13 protein-coding genes are annotated in these 13,709 nt (G+C 39.8%); all 13 read right to left on the reverse strand.

Features of this window, described 5'->3' with window-relative positions; translation table 11 throughout:
* Nucleotides 1-1,875: an Hsp70 family protein gene (locus AC0LWT_RS26640; protein ID WP_474684313.1), complete on the reverse strand. Its 1,875-nt coding sequence runs from the start codon at nt 1,873-1,875 to the stop codon at nt 1-3.
* Nucleotides 1,872-2,471, reverse strand: coding sequence for a nucleotide exchange factor GrpE (locus tag AC0LWT_RS26645; RefSeq protein WP_474684314.1), 600 nt, complete (start codon nt 2,469-2,471; stop codon nt 1,872-1,874). Before AC0LWT_RS26645 ends, AC0LWT_RS26640 begins: the two co-directional genes overlap by 4 nt.
* A 120-nt stretch (nt 2,472-2,591) precedes the next feature.
* A complete protein-coding gene (hpf, locus tag AC0LWT_RS26650) occupies nt 2,592-3,137 on the reverse strand; it encodes a ribosome hibernation-promoting factor, HPF/YfiA family (protein WP_474684315.1) in 546 nt (181 codons plus the stop codon).
* 238 nt (nt 3,138-3,375) lie between these two features.
* Nucleotides 3,376-4,605, reverse strand: a complete 1,230-nt coding sequence (locus tag AC0LWT_RS26655; RefSeq protein ID WP_474684316.1) for a Kelch repeat-containing protein — start codon at nt 4,603-4,605, stop codon at nt 3,376-3,378.
* A 701-nt stretch (nt 4,606-5,306) separates the two neighbouring features.
* Nucleotides 5,307-5,504: a cold shock domain-containing protein gene (locus tag AC0LWT_RS26660; protein ID WP_474684317.1), complete on the reverse strand. Its 198-nt coding sequence runs from the start codon at nt 5,502-5,504 to the stop codon at nt 5,307-5,309.
* 439 nt (nt 5,505-5,943) lie between these two features.
* Nucleotides 5,944-7,032, reverse strand: coding sequence for a glycosyltransferase family 4 protein (locus AC0LWT_RS26665; protein ID WP_474684318.1), 1,089 nt, complete (start codon nt 7,030-7,032; stop codon nt 5,944-5,946).
* Nucleotides 7,033-7,081: 49 nt separating this feature from the next.
* Complete coding sequence (locus AC0LWT_RS26670) at nt 7,082-8,572, reverse strand: FkbM family methyltransferase (RefSeq protein ID WP_474684319.1); 1,491 nt, start codon at nt 8,570-8,572, stop codon at nt 7,082-7,084.
* 63 nt (nt 8,573-8,635) lie between these two features.
* On the reverse strand, nt 8,636-9,766 hold the full coding sequence (gene rffA, locus AC0LWT_RS26675) for a dTDP-4-amino-4,6-dideoxygalactose transaminase (protein ID WP_474684320.1): 1,131 nt from the start codon (nt 9,764-9,766) through the stop codon (nt 8,636-8,638).
* Nucleotides 9,763-10,458, reverse strand: coding sequence for a WbqC family protein (locus AC0LWT_RS26680; protein WP_474684321.1), 696 nt, complete (start codon nt 10,456-10,458; stop codon nt 9,763-9,765). The genes rffA and AC0LWT_RS26680 overlap by 4 nt, the downstream gene beginning before the upstream one ends.
* Before the next feature lie 10 nt (nt 10,459-10,468).
* On the reverse strand, nt 10,469-11,158 hold the full coding sequence (locus tag AC0LWT_RS26685; RefSeq protein ID WP_474684322.1) for a metallophosphoesterase family protein: 690 nt from the start codon (nt 11,156-11,158) through the stop codon (nt 10,469-10,471).
* The gene (locus tag AC0LWT_RS26690) at nt 11,152-12,111 is read right to left on the reverse strand and encodes an ATP-grasp domain-containing protein (RefSeq protein WP_474684323.1); all 960 of its coding nucleotides are present in this window, start codon (nt 12,109-12,111) and stop codon (nt 11,152-11,154) included. The genes AC0LWT_RS26685 and AC0LWT_RS26690 overlap by 7 nt, the downstream gene beginning before the upstream one ends.
* Complete coding sequence (locus AC0LWT_RS26695) at nt 12,104-12,979, reverse strand: NAD-dependent epimerase/dehydratase family protein (RefSeq protein WP_474684324.1); 876 nt, start codon at nt 12,977-12,979, stop codon at nt 12,104-12,106. The genes AC0LWT_RS26690 and AC0LWT_RS26695 overlap by 8 nt, the downstream gene beginning before the upstream one ends.
* Nucleotides 12,980-12,983: 4 nt before the next feature.
* Entirely contained in the window at nt 12,984-13,706 is a 723-nt protein-coding gene (locus tag AC0LWT_RS26700) for a class I SAM-dependent methyltransferase (protein WP_474684325.1), read from the reverse strand.
* Nucleotides 13,707-13,709: the final 3 nt, after the last annotated feature.

Raw genomic sequence — 13,709 nt, forward strand, 5'->3', positions numbered from 1 at the left:
CTACATTTCCAAATCAATAAGAGCGTCTGTTGCTTGATCTACAGCTTGCTCCAAACGTTCGGCATTATCATCTTGCAAGGCTTGTTCGAGAGCAGCAACGATCTCCTGAGCTGCCGCACGGCCCGGCTCATCAAGTTTCAACTGCAAGGCTGCTGCACGATCCCTCAACGTGACAGCCTGATTGCGGAGCTCGGAAGGAGAGACGGTTTCATATTCGTCTACTTCCTCATCCAACTCACTGTCCGCCATCAAATCAAGCAGATCCCAATCTTCGTCGTCTTCATCGACCTCTGGTTCTGAGTCCGCGACGTCTTCAACCGTTGCACTCCAGAGGCTCTCCAGTTTAGACAAGCTCTCTTCATAGGCGGCCTGAGAATCGCGCTGCAAAGCGTCCTGCACGGAAACAGTCATTGCTTTCCCTGTGCTGACGCATTTGGAAGATACTTCGAGAATACCGTTCAAATTGTATCGGAATGTTACTTCAATTTCTTCATTCGCATTCCGGTTCTCCGGAATACCTTCCATGAGGTAGTCTCCCAAAGGATGGTTATGTTTCACCCATTCGTGTTCACCCTGATAAATCTCAATGGACACAGCGGTTTGGCCAGGGGCAGCCGTATAAAACCTCTCCGACCTCGTCACGGGAATCGTCGTATTGCGGGGAATGATGGGCACGAATCCGCCGGGCTTCATCCTCCCCAGCTTGCCCTCTTTTAACGCTGCAACTCCCATCGAGAACGGGGCGACATCGGTAGCAATAAGTCCGCTGCTTGACAAGGCCCCGGACTTGAGCCCAGCCTGAACGGCAGCTCCTAACGCTACGGCTTCATCGGGATTCACGTCAGCGCGCGGCTTTTTCCCAAAGTAGTCGGCAATCAGCTGATGCACCCGAGGTATCCGGGTAGAACCGCCTACCAGCAGTACGTGGTCAATATCCTTCCCGGACAACCCTGCATCGGCTACGACTTTGCGGACGCTGTCTAACGTTTCGGACAGCAAATCCTCAATGAGGCTTTCCAATTGTTCACGGCGAACTCGGACGAACAAGCCTATTGGCTTGTTTTCCTTGATCGTGACCAACGGGAGCTCCACGTTCGATTCGGACTGCGCGGACAACTCCATCTTCACCCTCTCCGCTTCCTGTTTCAAAAGCGCTTTGGCGCGAATATCGAATCGAGGATCTACACCGTGCTGAGCGATCATTTGTTCCGCGAACCAATCCACAAGCCGCCAATCAAAGTCCTCGCCGCCAAGGTGGCGATTGCCCGCAGAAGCTTTCACCTCGAGAATGCCGCTCATCATCTCCACGACCGAGACATCGAACGTCCCGCCACCCAAGTCGTACACGAGAATGTGGCAGTCCTCATTCAGATTTTGCAGTCCGTAAGCCAGTGCGGCAGCCGTCGGTTCGTTAATAATCCGCTCCACCACGAATCCGGCTAATTCACCGGCCTCCTTCGTCGCTCTCCGCTGTTCATCCGTGAAATAAGCGGGAACCGTTATGACGGCTTCTTTTTCTCCGTCTCCATACAGAGCATCGGCAAAACCCTTAAGCTCTTTAAGAATCAAAGCGGAAATCTCTTGCGGCAGCAGCTCCCTGCTTGCCAAAGGAATACGTTCGCTTTCGCCCATCTTTCTTTTCACAGCAGCGATCGTACGATGAGGCATAGCGACGAGCGCATCGCGGGCATCCTTGCCGACGATTGCTTTCCCCGACAAATCAATCATAACAACCGAAGGAATGATGGTATCGCCTTGAGAGGAAGGAATGAGTTCCGGTTTTCCATTACGTATGTAAGCAATGGCTGAATTTGTTGTCCCCAGGTCGATTCCTACAATAGGGCGAAATCCGTTATTGGTATTAGGTTCTGTCATTGCGTATCTCCCTCTCTCACCGTTATTACTTGAGCCTTGCGCAGCAAACGGCCATCCGCATGAAGATAACCCCGCTTAATGACTTCAACAACTTCGTAAGCCACATACTGTCTGACCTGATCTTTGGCTCTCTGGATCAATTCGGCCACGGGTACGGTCTGTAACGATTCTGCATGCCGGGGATCAAAGCTCCGTCCACGCACATTGATTTCATTAACGCCTAACGTCGCAAGAACCGCGATGACCTGATCCGCCCAACTAATCATCAGTTGCTCCCACGCCGACTGTTCCTTACCATGTAGTTGGGCAATCGCGTAATCCAGTTCATCCAACCAACTGATCAGCGCCCCAATAGTTCTTTGTTCCTTATGCTCGAACTGCTTGATGACAGACTGGGCCTGCTCATAAGTGGATTGCCAGCCTAGCAGTCCATCCACATTTTCGGACAATCGCTCCACTTTCCCCAAGACATCCTGGCTCGTTTTATATTGCAAGCGAGTCAGCTTATTCAATTGGTCACCCAACTCAGTTACCCGGGTATGGAGGTTTTCCATTAGCGGATCTTCCTGCTTCCTATTCCAAAACTTCCAGCTCATTTCCTGATTCTCCTCTATACACATAATGCCTTCATTATACCATCTTGACTAATGGAAAAAAGCCTGATCCGGCCGCGGCCGAACCAAGCTTCAATTCATATTTGTATGGTATGAGTTCAATTATTGGGCCGGCTCGATTAAGCCGTATTTGCCGTCGTTGCGCTTATACACCACATTCACTTGATCCGTATCCATGTTGGAAAATACAAAGAAGCTGTGACCCACCATGTTCATCTGCAGGATGGCTTCCTCGACATCCATCGGTTTCAGCGTGAAGCGCTTGTTGCGAACCAGTTCAAAATCGTCTTCTTCGTCCACATAAGCCGACGACGTATCGACTTTAAACAAATCCCGCTTACCGCCTTCCTGGCGAATTTGCCGGTTGGCTTTCGTCTTGTGCTTGCGAATTTGACGTTCCAGTTTGTCTACAACCAGATCAATCGATGCATACATATCGTTATTCCGTTCCTCTGCCCGCAGCAGCACGCCTGATAGCGGGATCGTCACTTCAACCGCCTGATAACCTTTCAGAACGCTTAAAGTCACATACACATCGGAGGTAAGGGGAGCTTCAAAATACCTTTCTAGCCTTCTCAATTTCTTCTCGACGTAGTCCCTGAGGGCATCAGTTACTTCAAGGTTTTGTCCACGAATGCTAAAATTCATTGTGCATCTCTCCCTTCTACTACATTATACTACATTCCAGCCCATCTTTAAAATTCCTTCATATTTCGCTCTTGTTTTATTTTTATACAAAATATTACTCAGATGAGAGACATCAGGGAACCGACCAAAAACGCCGAGTCATGCTGATTCGGCGTTTGCGGGAAGGAAACTTTTCAAGTGCAAAAAAAGCCCTCAATCCTTTTGGAAAGAGGGCTTTATCGATTAATAGCATATTCTTTTACGGAGTCGTAACCGTGTATTCGCTAACTTCATAAGTCAAAATCTTATTAAAAATCACATAATCTTTCCTGCTACTGAAAGGCCCCTTGTTGTTATCATGCTTATTAATTGCATAAGATGCTGTGCCTGTTCCAGCAGATTTAGCTTCAAACCAAGAAATGAAAGCATTTACTTCTTTCATGGATAGATCGAACTCTTTTTCAAGACCAGTGTCTAGTGTGATTGTTAGAATAGCTCTTCTGTTATCATTGCTCGGAGGCACTTGTCCACCAGAAACTGTGAGTTTTTCCACGCTACCTGTGGCTGAAAGAGATGTGGTACTTCCACCAATAACGTAAAAATTCCCGTTTATATTTGCTGATCCATGAAGATATCTTGCATTAACCACACTTGGTTCTGTTGACCAAGTATTTGTCTCTAAATTATATGCCTCAACTGTATTTACTACTCCTGAAGCATTTGCTCCGCCTATTGCATATATTTTCCCTGCATAAACCTCCGCACTAAGAGCGCTTCTAGGAGTAGGCATATAAGATTGTGTACTCCATTTATCATTTATTGGATCATACTTTTGCATAATAGAGTAAATGGCACTAGCTTGATTATTTTTTCCACCGACTAAGTAAACACTATCACTTACTACAACTGCAGCTGCTCCGGTGTTTACCAATGGCATTTTAGACTTATATGTCCAAGTCTCAGAGACAGGATCATACACAGCTACTCTGTCAATCGAAGTATATGTATTCCCATAACCACCAAAAATATAAATTTTATCATTATACACAGCGGAGGCTGCTGCACCTAATACAAAAGGCATGTCTGCTTTCTTTGTCCAAGTGTCAGTAGTAGGGTCATAGACTTCAACTGTGCTAAGTGCTTCTCCACCACTCCATGATTGTAAATTTCCCGTATATCCACCCATTATATATATTTTATTATTTATAACTGCTTTAACTGCATAACCTCGGGCTTTCGACATACTTGTCTTTATAGACCATGTATTTTTAGTTGGATCGTATACCTGTACATCTGAGTATGCAGTAGATCCATTTGCACCACCTATTGAGTATATTAATCCATTTACTTGAACGACCATTGACCCTGTCCTTGGATTGGTCATTTCCTTTTGCTCAACCCAAGTCTGTTCAGAAGCAAAAACAGAGGAAATAGGAGCTACTAGGAAAATCATCATAGTTAACAGAATAATCGAAACAAGTTTTTTCAATACAATCTCTCCTTTATTTACTTATTCGATCATAATCATACATTTATTATAAAATCTTGTCTAAACATATGGTGGAATATTTTGAAAATTTTATTTTTTTAAATCAAACAACCAAATATTTAAAATTTTTCATGTGAAAGCAAAAAAAAGCTGCAGCGGAATAAGCGTGCAACGAAGGCTTTTGGCCTCTGTTTATCAAAGTAATGAAAAATCATTCTTAGATGAACAGGGGTTTCTTTATGCGTCCTAAAAATAGATTATTCCTGAAAAAAACATATACTTTCGTCACGAAATGTCCAACTGTCCACATTGTGAATCAAAAATAGTTCGAGCCCCTACTGTTCGAAAAAAAAATTGCTACACTTCAAGGGGTCATCTTCGCTTGGAGTATGTCCTACCGCTGCCCAAATTCGCAATGCACTCATTCAGAAGCCCTCCGATGAACTGAATCGCCGCGGCGTCAAAACGACCGATCGTAACAGTGCTGGAATAGCAGATTAAATAAAAATGTACTTCGTAGAAGGTTCAGAAAAGATCCTGTAAAGTACCTTTAAGAAATTGAAAACAAGCATAGTATGCTGGTTATTCCGCTATAGAAAAAAAGGCTGAGGATTTTATCCTCAACCTTTTTTACGGTCAGCCCCATGCATCCACAGGGCTTCATTTCTGTTTGTATTCAAGCGGCTCTCTCAGCCGGATGATTAAAGTTTTGTCACGTTTGCTGCTTGCGGGCCGCGTGCGCCTTCTACAATATCAAACTCTACGGATTGACCTTCTTCTAAAGTTTTGAACCCATCGGATTGGATAGCGGAGAAATGTACGAATACGTCTCCACCGTCTTCGCGTTCAATGAAGCCATAGCCTTTTTCTGCGTTAAACCATTTAACTTTACCTTGCATTGCAGCACAATCCCTTCATTTTCAAATAAATGTAAGCCCTTACTTAACGAATATACCACTCGATAGATTGACATGTCAATTTATATGTACAAAATTTTTAGAAAATTCGCGTATTCACATTTCCTTAACATCGAATTTTGTCGTGAAAGCTTGTTTTCATTAGTTATTCACAAAATTATACACATTATCCACAGGTTCGTGATGAGGTTATTCACAACAAATTGGCATGAGCCGGATGAGTTGTGCACAATGAAATCACACTACTACATCGGGACATTTCTTTACCCACAGATCTTGTTTAAGTGTGTCAAATCGCTCTCTGTATGATATACAGAATTAATGCCGCGATACCTTTAGTGACCCATAAAAAATAAAGCCTCAAGGAATATTGATCCCTGAAGGCTTTAATTAGAGCCATTTCGTTTTCCTAGCCTGGATTTTACTTGCTCTGATAGATATCCATAATACGCTTATTGAGATCGCCGCATAAGGTTGGCCAGTAAAATTCCTCATAAGCATAATCTTGAATATGTTCGCACGTCCACTTTAGCTTTACCTTATTTTCACAGCTCATGACCAATGCTTCAGCCAGCTTAACGACGCTATCTACAGGGAAAATCTTCCCGTACATCTCGTTATTTGTAATATCCCGGCTTGCAGGAAGGTCAGAAGCCACTATAAAGCAACCATTCTTCGCAGCTTCCGGAAAAACTAATGGAAAGCCTTCGTCCCTGGACGGCAGACAGAACACTTTAGCTTTTCGATAAACATGCTCAAGCCGATCCCGATCCGATATAGGACCCACAAATTCGATTCGGTCCCTCAGATCTGGATTTCGTAAGAAAAATTGATCTATATAGCTCTGGAACTTGGGCTCTATTCCTCCAACTAATTGAAGCTTCCAATCGGGCAAAGACCCCCTAGCCATCTGAAAAGATTCCAGCAATAATTCTGTTGCTTTTTGAGGCGTTCCCAACCGTCCGACAGTTAGAATAGTATTATCTTTATATTCATAAGGAATTTTTTCACGAATTCCATTATCGTAGAAGCCATTAGCGGAATGCACAATAGGCACAGGCCAAGCAGCGTTGATTTTCTCTTTGATGGACCTGCTTTCCACTGTAATTATGTCGCACAGTTTTAATAATCTAAAAACGTCATCGTTAAATTTCTCATGCACAATTCCAGATGGGGCGTCTAGTTTTAATAACACAATCCCTTTAGGATTTAAATGCTTATACAACGCAATCCATTTTAACGAATACTCCGTCAAGTGATAAACTTGCAATACATCTATATTCCTGGCTTGTTCATTAATATAAATAAGGCCGTTTGTAGCGAAGTTATCAGTTATCTTCCCTACCAGTTCCGTGCGAATCGTCTTTGATATATTCGGTTCATAACACGCAATCCAAGCCTCATAATGATAATGCTTCTGTAAGATGTAAGGAATCATTCCTACATCTTTTGTGAGGTGAAAATCTTGCGCATCCGGGAACAAAGTGCAAAAATTTAAAGTTGTTTTCATTTTTAATTTTACTCCAGATTAAGTGATGGTATCCATGAGAAGATCACTTTCATGAGAAAATTGGAGGCATTTTTTCCTTTGGTACTGCAAACAATATTGTTTCAAAGCTAAGTATTGTACTATGATTCAATAAGTAAATGTAGTCTTCACAAAGTTGAGCAATAAACTCAGGTACATCTTGAAAATCACTTATTTGATGATATAGTGAAATAGCGAGAGTAGGGCGGAATTTGCTAATGGTGTTAACTGCCCCTTGCAGAGCTTTCATTTCAGCGCCTTCAACATCCATTTTTATGAAATCCACTTGTTCCAATCCATATTTAATTACCAAATCATCAATAGTCAAAGTTTGAACCGTTTGATCACTATTACCAAACGGTTCCATACTAACAAGGCTTGCGCCCCCACGGTCCACATAGTAAGCGGATTGATTGGATTCATTCCATACTGGATTCGGAACAACAGTGATTCGATTCTTTAGTTCGGGGTTCAAATCTAAATTACGATAAAGAATGTTCAAATTACTCGGAATAAACTCCATGGTGTAGACTTTTCCGCGTTGTCCGACTTCGTTCGCAAAGTACAACGCTGTGTCTCCCCAACAGCCCCCGCAATCAATGACAATATCATCCTCCAGCGCTTTGATATGCATTGAGGAGCTATGATGTTCATACTGTTTCGTCACAAAAATATGATGAATTCCGGGCGCAGCATTATACATCTGTATAGGAATACCTACGCTGTTTAAATTATAAATCTGTAAATACAATTTTTCATAAGCAGTAATTAACGTGTCTTGGGAAACAACCCAACCTCTGATCTTCTTTCTCTGTTCCCAGTATTTTGTATTATTTAGTGGAAGTTGAAGCTTCTGATTGCCTAAAATACGAAAAGTTAACACTTTTAAAAGTAAGTTTTTGGAATTTTCGTCGTGTAGAAGATTGAAGAGTCGAGATAAACCCTCGATATGTTTTGCAATAGCTTTACGTTCAGAAAGGACATCAATAATTTGAACATTCTGAATGGGGTGCTTCATCAAGTCCATGTACTCAATATCAACATTGTATTTATAATGATTAGGAAAATTCGAGTACACCTCTTTAAGCAATAAATATAAAAACGAATCAGGTTCCCTGTTTGTCTCCCATGCATCCGATAATTGGTACTTTCTTTCAACTTCTTCGAGATACTTATTTAAATCTGGAACTAACTCGGGTTTTTGAGAATAGTCGATTGCTATCGATAACATGTACTTAGCTTGCGAATCCTTACCTGCTTGAAACAAAATAAAAGCTAAATTGAATACCAAATCTGAGTCTATCGGATTCAACAGTAATCCAATTTCCGCGACTTCTTCCGCCTTTGCCAAATCATTTAAATGGAAAAATAGTGTCGACTTAATAGAGTAGATTTCAGGATCATTTAACACAACACGTTCTAATTCCTCAATGAGGCGCATGGATTCATTCAAATGTCCCCTTTGAATAAGCTCCGTAATCCTTTGTTTTATAGTGATTAATTGCTGATTAATATCTTGCATCTCGCCACGCCCCAACTAATTAAAGTTATAAAGATTACTACCAATCATCTTAGAGGACACATGCTACTTATTGTAGAATGCATATATGCAATCAATAACTTTATCAATATCTTGTTCCAGCATATTATAATATAATGGCAATCTAATTATTCTGTTGCTTTCACTAGTAGTAAATTGATCCGTATCTGAGAATTCCCCATATTTTTGCCCTACTTCAGTTGTGTGTAGAGGCACATAATGGAAAACCGCCGCAACTCCTCGATCTTTTAAAAATTGTATCAAGTTGCTCCTTTCTTCCAAATTCCGGGCTTTTATATAGAACATATGAGCATTGTGCTTACAATAAGCGGGGACGGTAGGTAGTGATAGGATCTCCAAATCATATAGTGGCTTTAGCTGAACAAAATATCTATTCCAAATAGAGAGACGGTTATCATTAATTTCCTCAGCTTTTTCCAACTGACCGAATAAAAAAGCAGCGTTCAGTTCGCTTGGAAGATACGAAGAACCTATATCAACCCATGTATATTTATCTATCTGTCCCCTAAAAAAACGTGACCGATTGGTTCCTTTTTCTCTTATAATTTCTGCTCGCTCATAAAGTGATTGTTCTTGGAATAGGATCGCTCCGCCTTCTCCACATTGCAAGTTTTTTGTTTCGTGAAAGCTGAAACAACCCATGTGGCCAATGGTCCCCAAATATTGACCCTTATATTGGCCCATGATGCCTTGAGCAGCGTCTTCTATCACCATTAGTTTATATTTTTCAGCCAAATGCATGATCGTGTCCATCTCACATGAGACGCCTGCGTAATGGACCGGAATGATTGCCTTTGTTTTTTTTGTAATGGCTTGCTCAATTAAATTTTCATTCATATTAAGGGTGTCAGGGCGTATGTCTACAAATTTTATTCGCGCCCCTCGTAAAACAAAAGCATTAGCCGTTGAAACAAAGGTATAAGAGGGCATAATAACTTCATCCCCAGGTTCTATGTCAGCCAATAAGGCCCCCATTTCAAGCGCATGTGTACACGAAGTTGTTAACAATGTCTTATGCGAGCCAAACTTATGTTCAAGAATCCCGCTGGCCATTTTTGTAAAGTATCCATCCCCCGATAATTTTCGGTTTTCAATGGCTTTTTTTATGTATTTTTCCTCGTTTCCCGTCACTGCAGGGACGTTAAAAGGAATCATAATTGTCTCCATCCCCAAATAAAATTTGCTGCATCCGGACCTGTGTGGAATAATAAATCTAATATCGTTACGTAGTGGTCAAAAGGTGGATGTATCTGAGGGTATACAGGGTATCCTGTATAATTCTTATAGATTAACTCTATCCCATTGTCAAAAAATGTTTGATCTGTTATATAGGTTTTTGCAGCAGGACCGGACACATAGACATCCGATTCAACAAGCTTTAATAAATTGATAAGTCGATCAAGCTTTGCGCCTTTTAAATTGTACTCTCGAGAATCTGAGAATTCAGTCTTGCACCCTAGGAAATCTTTTGAAATGACCTTTATAAGATATTGATTTAATTCCGATAAATTCATCCACTCTTTTTCCAGGTACACATTTTCAAGAAAATCTTTATATCTTTTGAAGAATGGAGCTCTAGAATAGTTAGCCTTAATAGTATAAAAATGTTTTTGGGCCCATCGTTTATTTTCGAGCGTAATTTCACATATCAATTTATCATTATGAGAACCGATTGGGATAGTTAACCATTGAGAACCTTGCTGTGACTTTATTTTATTACGGTTTCTCCAGTCGTTCTTGGTATATTGCACATCATCATAAAAAATAAATAGATCAACGTCGTTGATTATGTCAAAATATCCTTTCCAAGGAATATAATTTGATTGGATTATTGCAATTTTTCTCATAATACACCTATTATTTATAATGAATTTGGGAGATTCGGCCCCCGATTCGAGTTCCAGCATATAAATTGCTATAGTAATACGAATCGAACCCGGATTTTTCCATATTGTCAGCAATTAAATCGACATCGTATTCGACCCTTTTTAAATAAATTTTTCCATATTCGAATATTGCATACGCTGCTCTCCAATCACCATCTCTTGGTTGCCCAACAGACCCTGGATTACAATAAATTTTATCGCCCAATTCCGCCAACACTTGCACATGAGTATGACCAGAAAAAAAATAGGTTTCTTTTTTATCGGCAAAGTATTCAATTCTTAGTTCATATAAGTACTCATCCAATGAATCATTCCAGCCTCCATGCACCATGCTGATATCATTATGAGCAATATGTTCAACTGCATTCGTCAACCATTGTAAATTTTCATTTGTTATATTCGATCTTTGGAAATCCAGGCACCTATTAGCACTATTGGAACGAGGGCAGGGCGAATTATGAGCTAAATAATAATCATGATTACCCATCAGATTCACAACGTTACGATCCCGCAATAAATCAATACATTCATTAACCATGCAATAATACCCTGCAACATCGCCTAAAGAAATAATTTTCTTGCATTGCAAATGATCAATCTCATTCATTACGGCCTTTAATGCAGGGTAATTTCCGTGTATATCCGAAATAATCGCTAACATAGTGTTATCCTATCTTCAATATATCTTTGAGCGGAACCGTTTTTGATTTCCCGAATCGCAGGTATTTTACCTTCCAAGTAGAATTCAATACTCATCTCTGCTTCATTGAAACCGAAAGCACTTCTTAACGAAGTTGACGATGAAATTCTAGGATTAATTTCCAAAAGCAAAAATATCCCTGCTTTTTTTCTAAATTGGAAATTTGTCGGTCCTATTGGTTGGAAGACCTGACTTAAGCGCTTTACAAGATTTTCGAGTTCACTAATATGGCAAACTTTAGCCTTAGAAGTAGCTCCTTCACCACTTAATTTTCTCTGCAGTGTTATTTGCTGACAGATTGTTCCATCCCCTAAGCCGAAAGCACCAACAGTATATTCCTCTTCTTCGCTTCCAACAATCTCCTGAACCATAAAGTCATCTCTCAATTTATTCTTCCAAAAAGTAAATTCGTAATCTGAATATACTCTTTGTATTCCCTTTGAAGCGTAAGATCGCCTTGGTTTCACTAGCATAGGCACATTCAATTTTTCCGATAATTCAGTAAATTCACCTTCGACGTAGGAATTAATAACATCAAATTCATTTTGAATTAATTTTTGATGTGTTAACCATTTATCCGATGCTATATCTATTAACTCAAATCGGTTTAATACAATTTTAACATTCAAACCTTCGAATTTATCGAATTCTTTTGCTAAACGAAAACCATCTTGCTCAATACCTGGTATAATTAAATCAATCTTGTATTTTTTTACTATTTTTTCAATAAATATAGGATATTCTGGGGCATTTGCTGGAACAGCTTTTTCAAAAAAATCGCACCATTGTTGCCCAACTGCGTCTTCATAGATATCCATGCCTACGATGTTCACAGAGTACTTGGAATTTCTTAAAGATTTTATAATTCCGTATCCTATAATTGCTCCAACCCCTGTAACTAATACATTAAACATTGGTTATCCCTCCATTTCGAAAGTGTTCCTTAATCAACGTCAATCCAGCCCTCATATCAGTTTGAGGTTCATAATGTATCTGTTGATATAGGTCTATATCGTCAGGAATAAAAATTTCGGGAATACTAGGTTTATCTTCTAAAAATTTTACTGATCCAGTACCCTCAAAAATTTCCAATGCAAGTTCGGCGATTGTGCTTAATTTATAATTTTGAGGATATATACATGGGTATACTCCAATTATTTTGTTTTCAACAACCCGCTCAATAATTTCTACTAAATCACTTACGTATAGATAATTTCTAACCACATCTTTTTTTCCGAAGATCTCAATGTCATTTCCTTGCTGGGCACAATTAACAAAGTGATAGAGTAGCTTTTGATGTTTTTGAGCCTCCCCCATTTCATCATAGATTTGAGAAGGCAATAAAGCCGTATAGCGAATGCCCTGATTTTTGCAAATAAATTGCAAATTCTCATGTCCATGTTTTTTCGAAAGCCCATAAGAACCGAAATATTCATTTTCAACACAATCATAAGCAGAGAGGCTAGATATATATACGATCTGATCGCACCCAATTTTAGAGGCTAATAATCCAACTTTTAAAGATCCTACAGAATTTATTATTTCATTTGTTATTGTTTCTTCACCTGTATTTCCTAAAAAACTGGCAGCACAATGAACAATTACGTCTACTTTTTCTAATAAAGAATAATTATTTAATAAACTAATCTCAGTTTCATTTAAATCAATAAAAACATCTGAACGGTCACTTCGACCACATGTAATTACTTCATGTTTAATGCAAAGTGCATCGTTTAATCGTCTGCCTATCATAGATGTGTGACCGACAATCATGATTCTCATATTCTTATTCCACCTTTAGTTCCATAAGAATACCCACGCTCAATTCCGGATAATCAATTCCGGCTTCCAGCATAGCATGCAACACTTCTCTCGATAAACCGAGCTGCACAATTTGACTTGTGGTAATAGGTTTTAACAAAAGACCTTCAACAGTTTTAACTTTGAACCCTGTATTCTCGACAAGCTCCGTTAAAGTTTTGACACTGAAAAGCCTTTGGTGTCCTAGCGCTTTATCAGCCTCAGACAGGGCTGTTAAATCGCTAATCATTCCAGCAAAATAACCAATTCGTTTATTCAAAGCCTCATAATTAGGAACACTGACAAAAATAGATCCATCCGGTTTTAAAAATTGTTTATATTTCTTCAATATCAATTCGGGATCATCAACATGCTCCAATATGAAGCCCATTACAATAACATCAAACTTTTCCGTTGTGTCAAATTCTTCAAAGTATGAATGTAAAATGTGTACATTCTGCTTTCCATGTTTCTCGTGGAATTTTTTTATAATCTCTGTTGACCCTTCGATAACTAGATAGCGCTCGAAATGTTTACAAAACTGTACAGTCGCATAGCCATGCCCGACACCAAGCTCTAGTAGGCTCTTCTTTCCTTCCACTAGATTTAAAATTCTACCAGGATACCAATTTATAATTAGGTCATTATCAAGAGCATATAAGAAGGTATCTTCATATGCCTCTGCATATTTATCCAATTGATTTGTCATTAT

The organism is Paenibacillus sp. sgz302164, assembly GCF_056120505.1.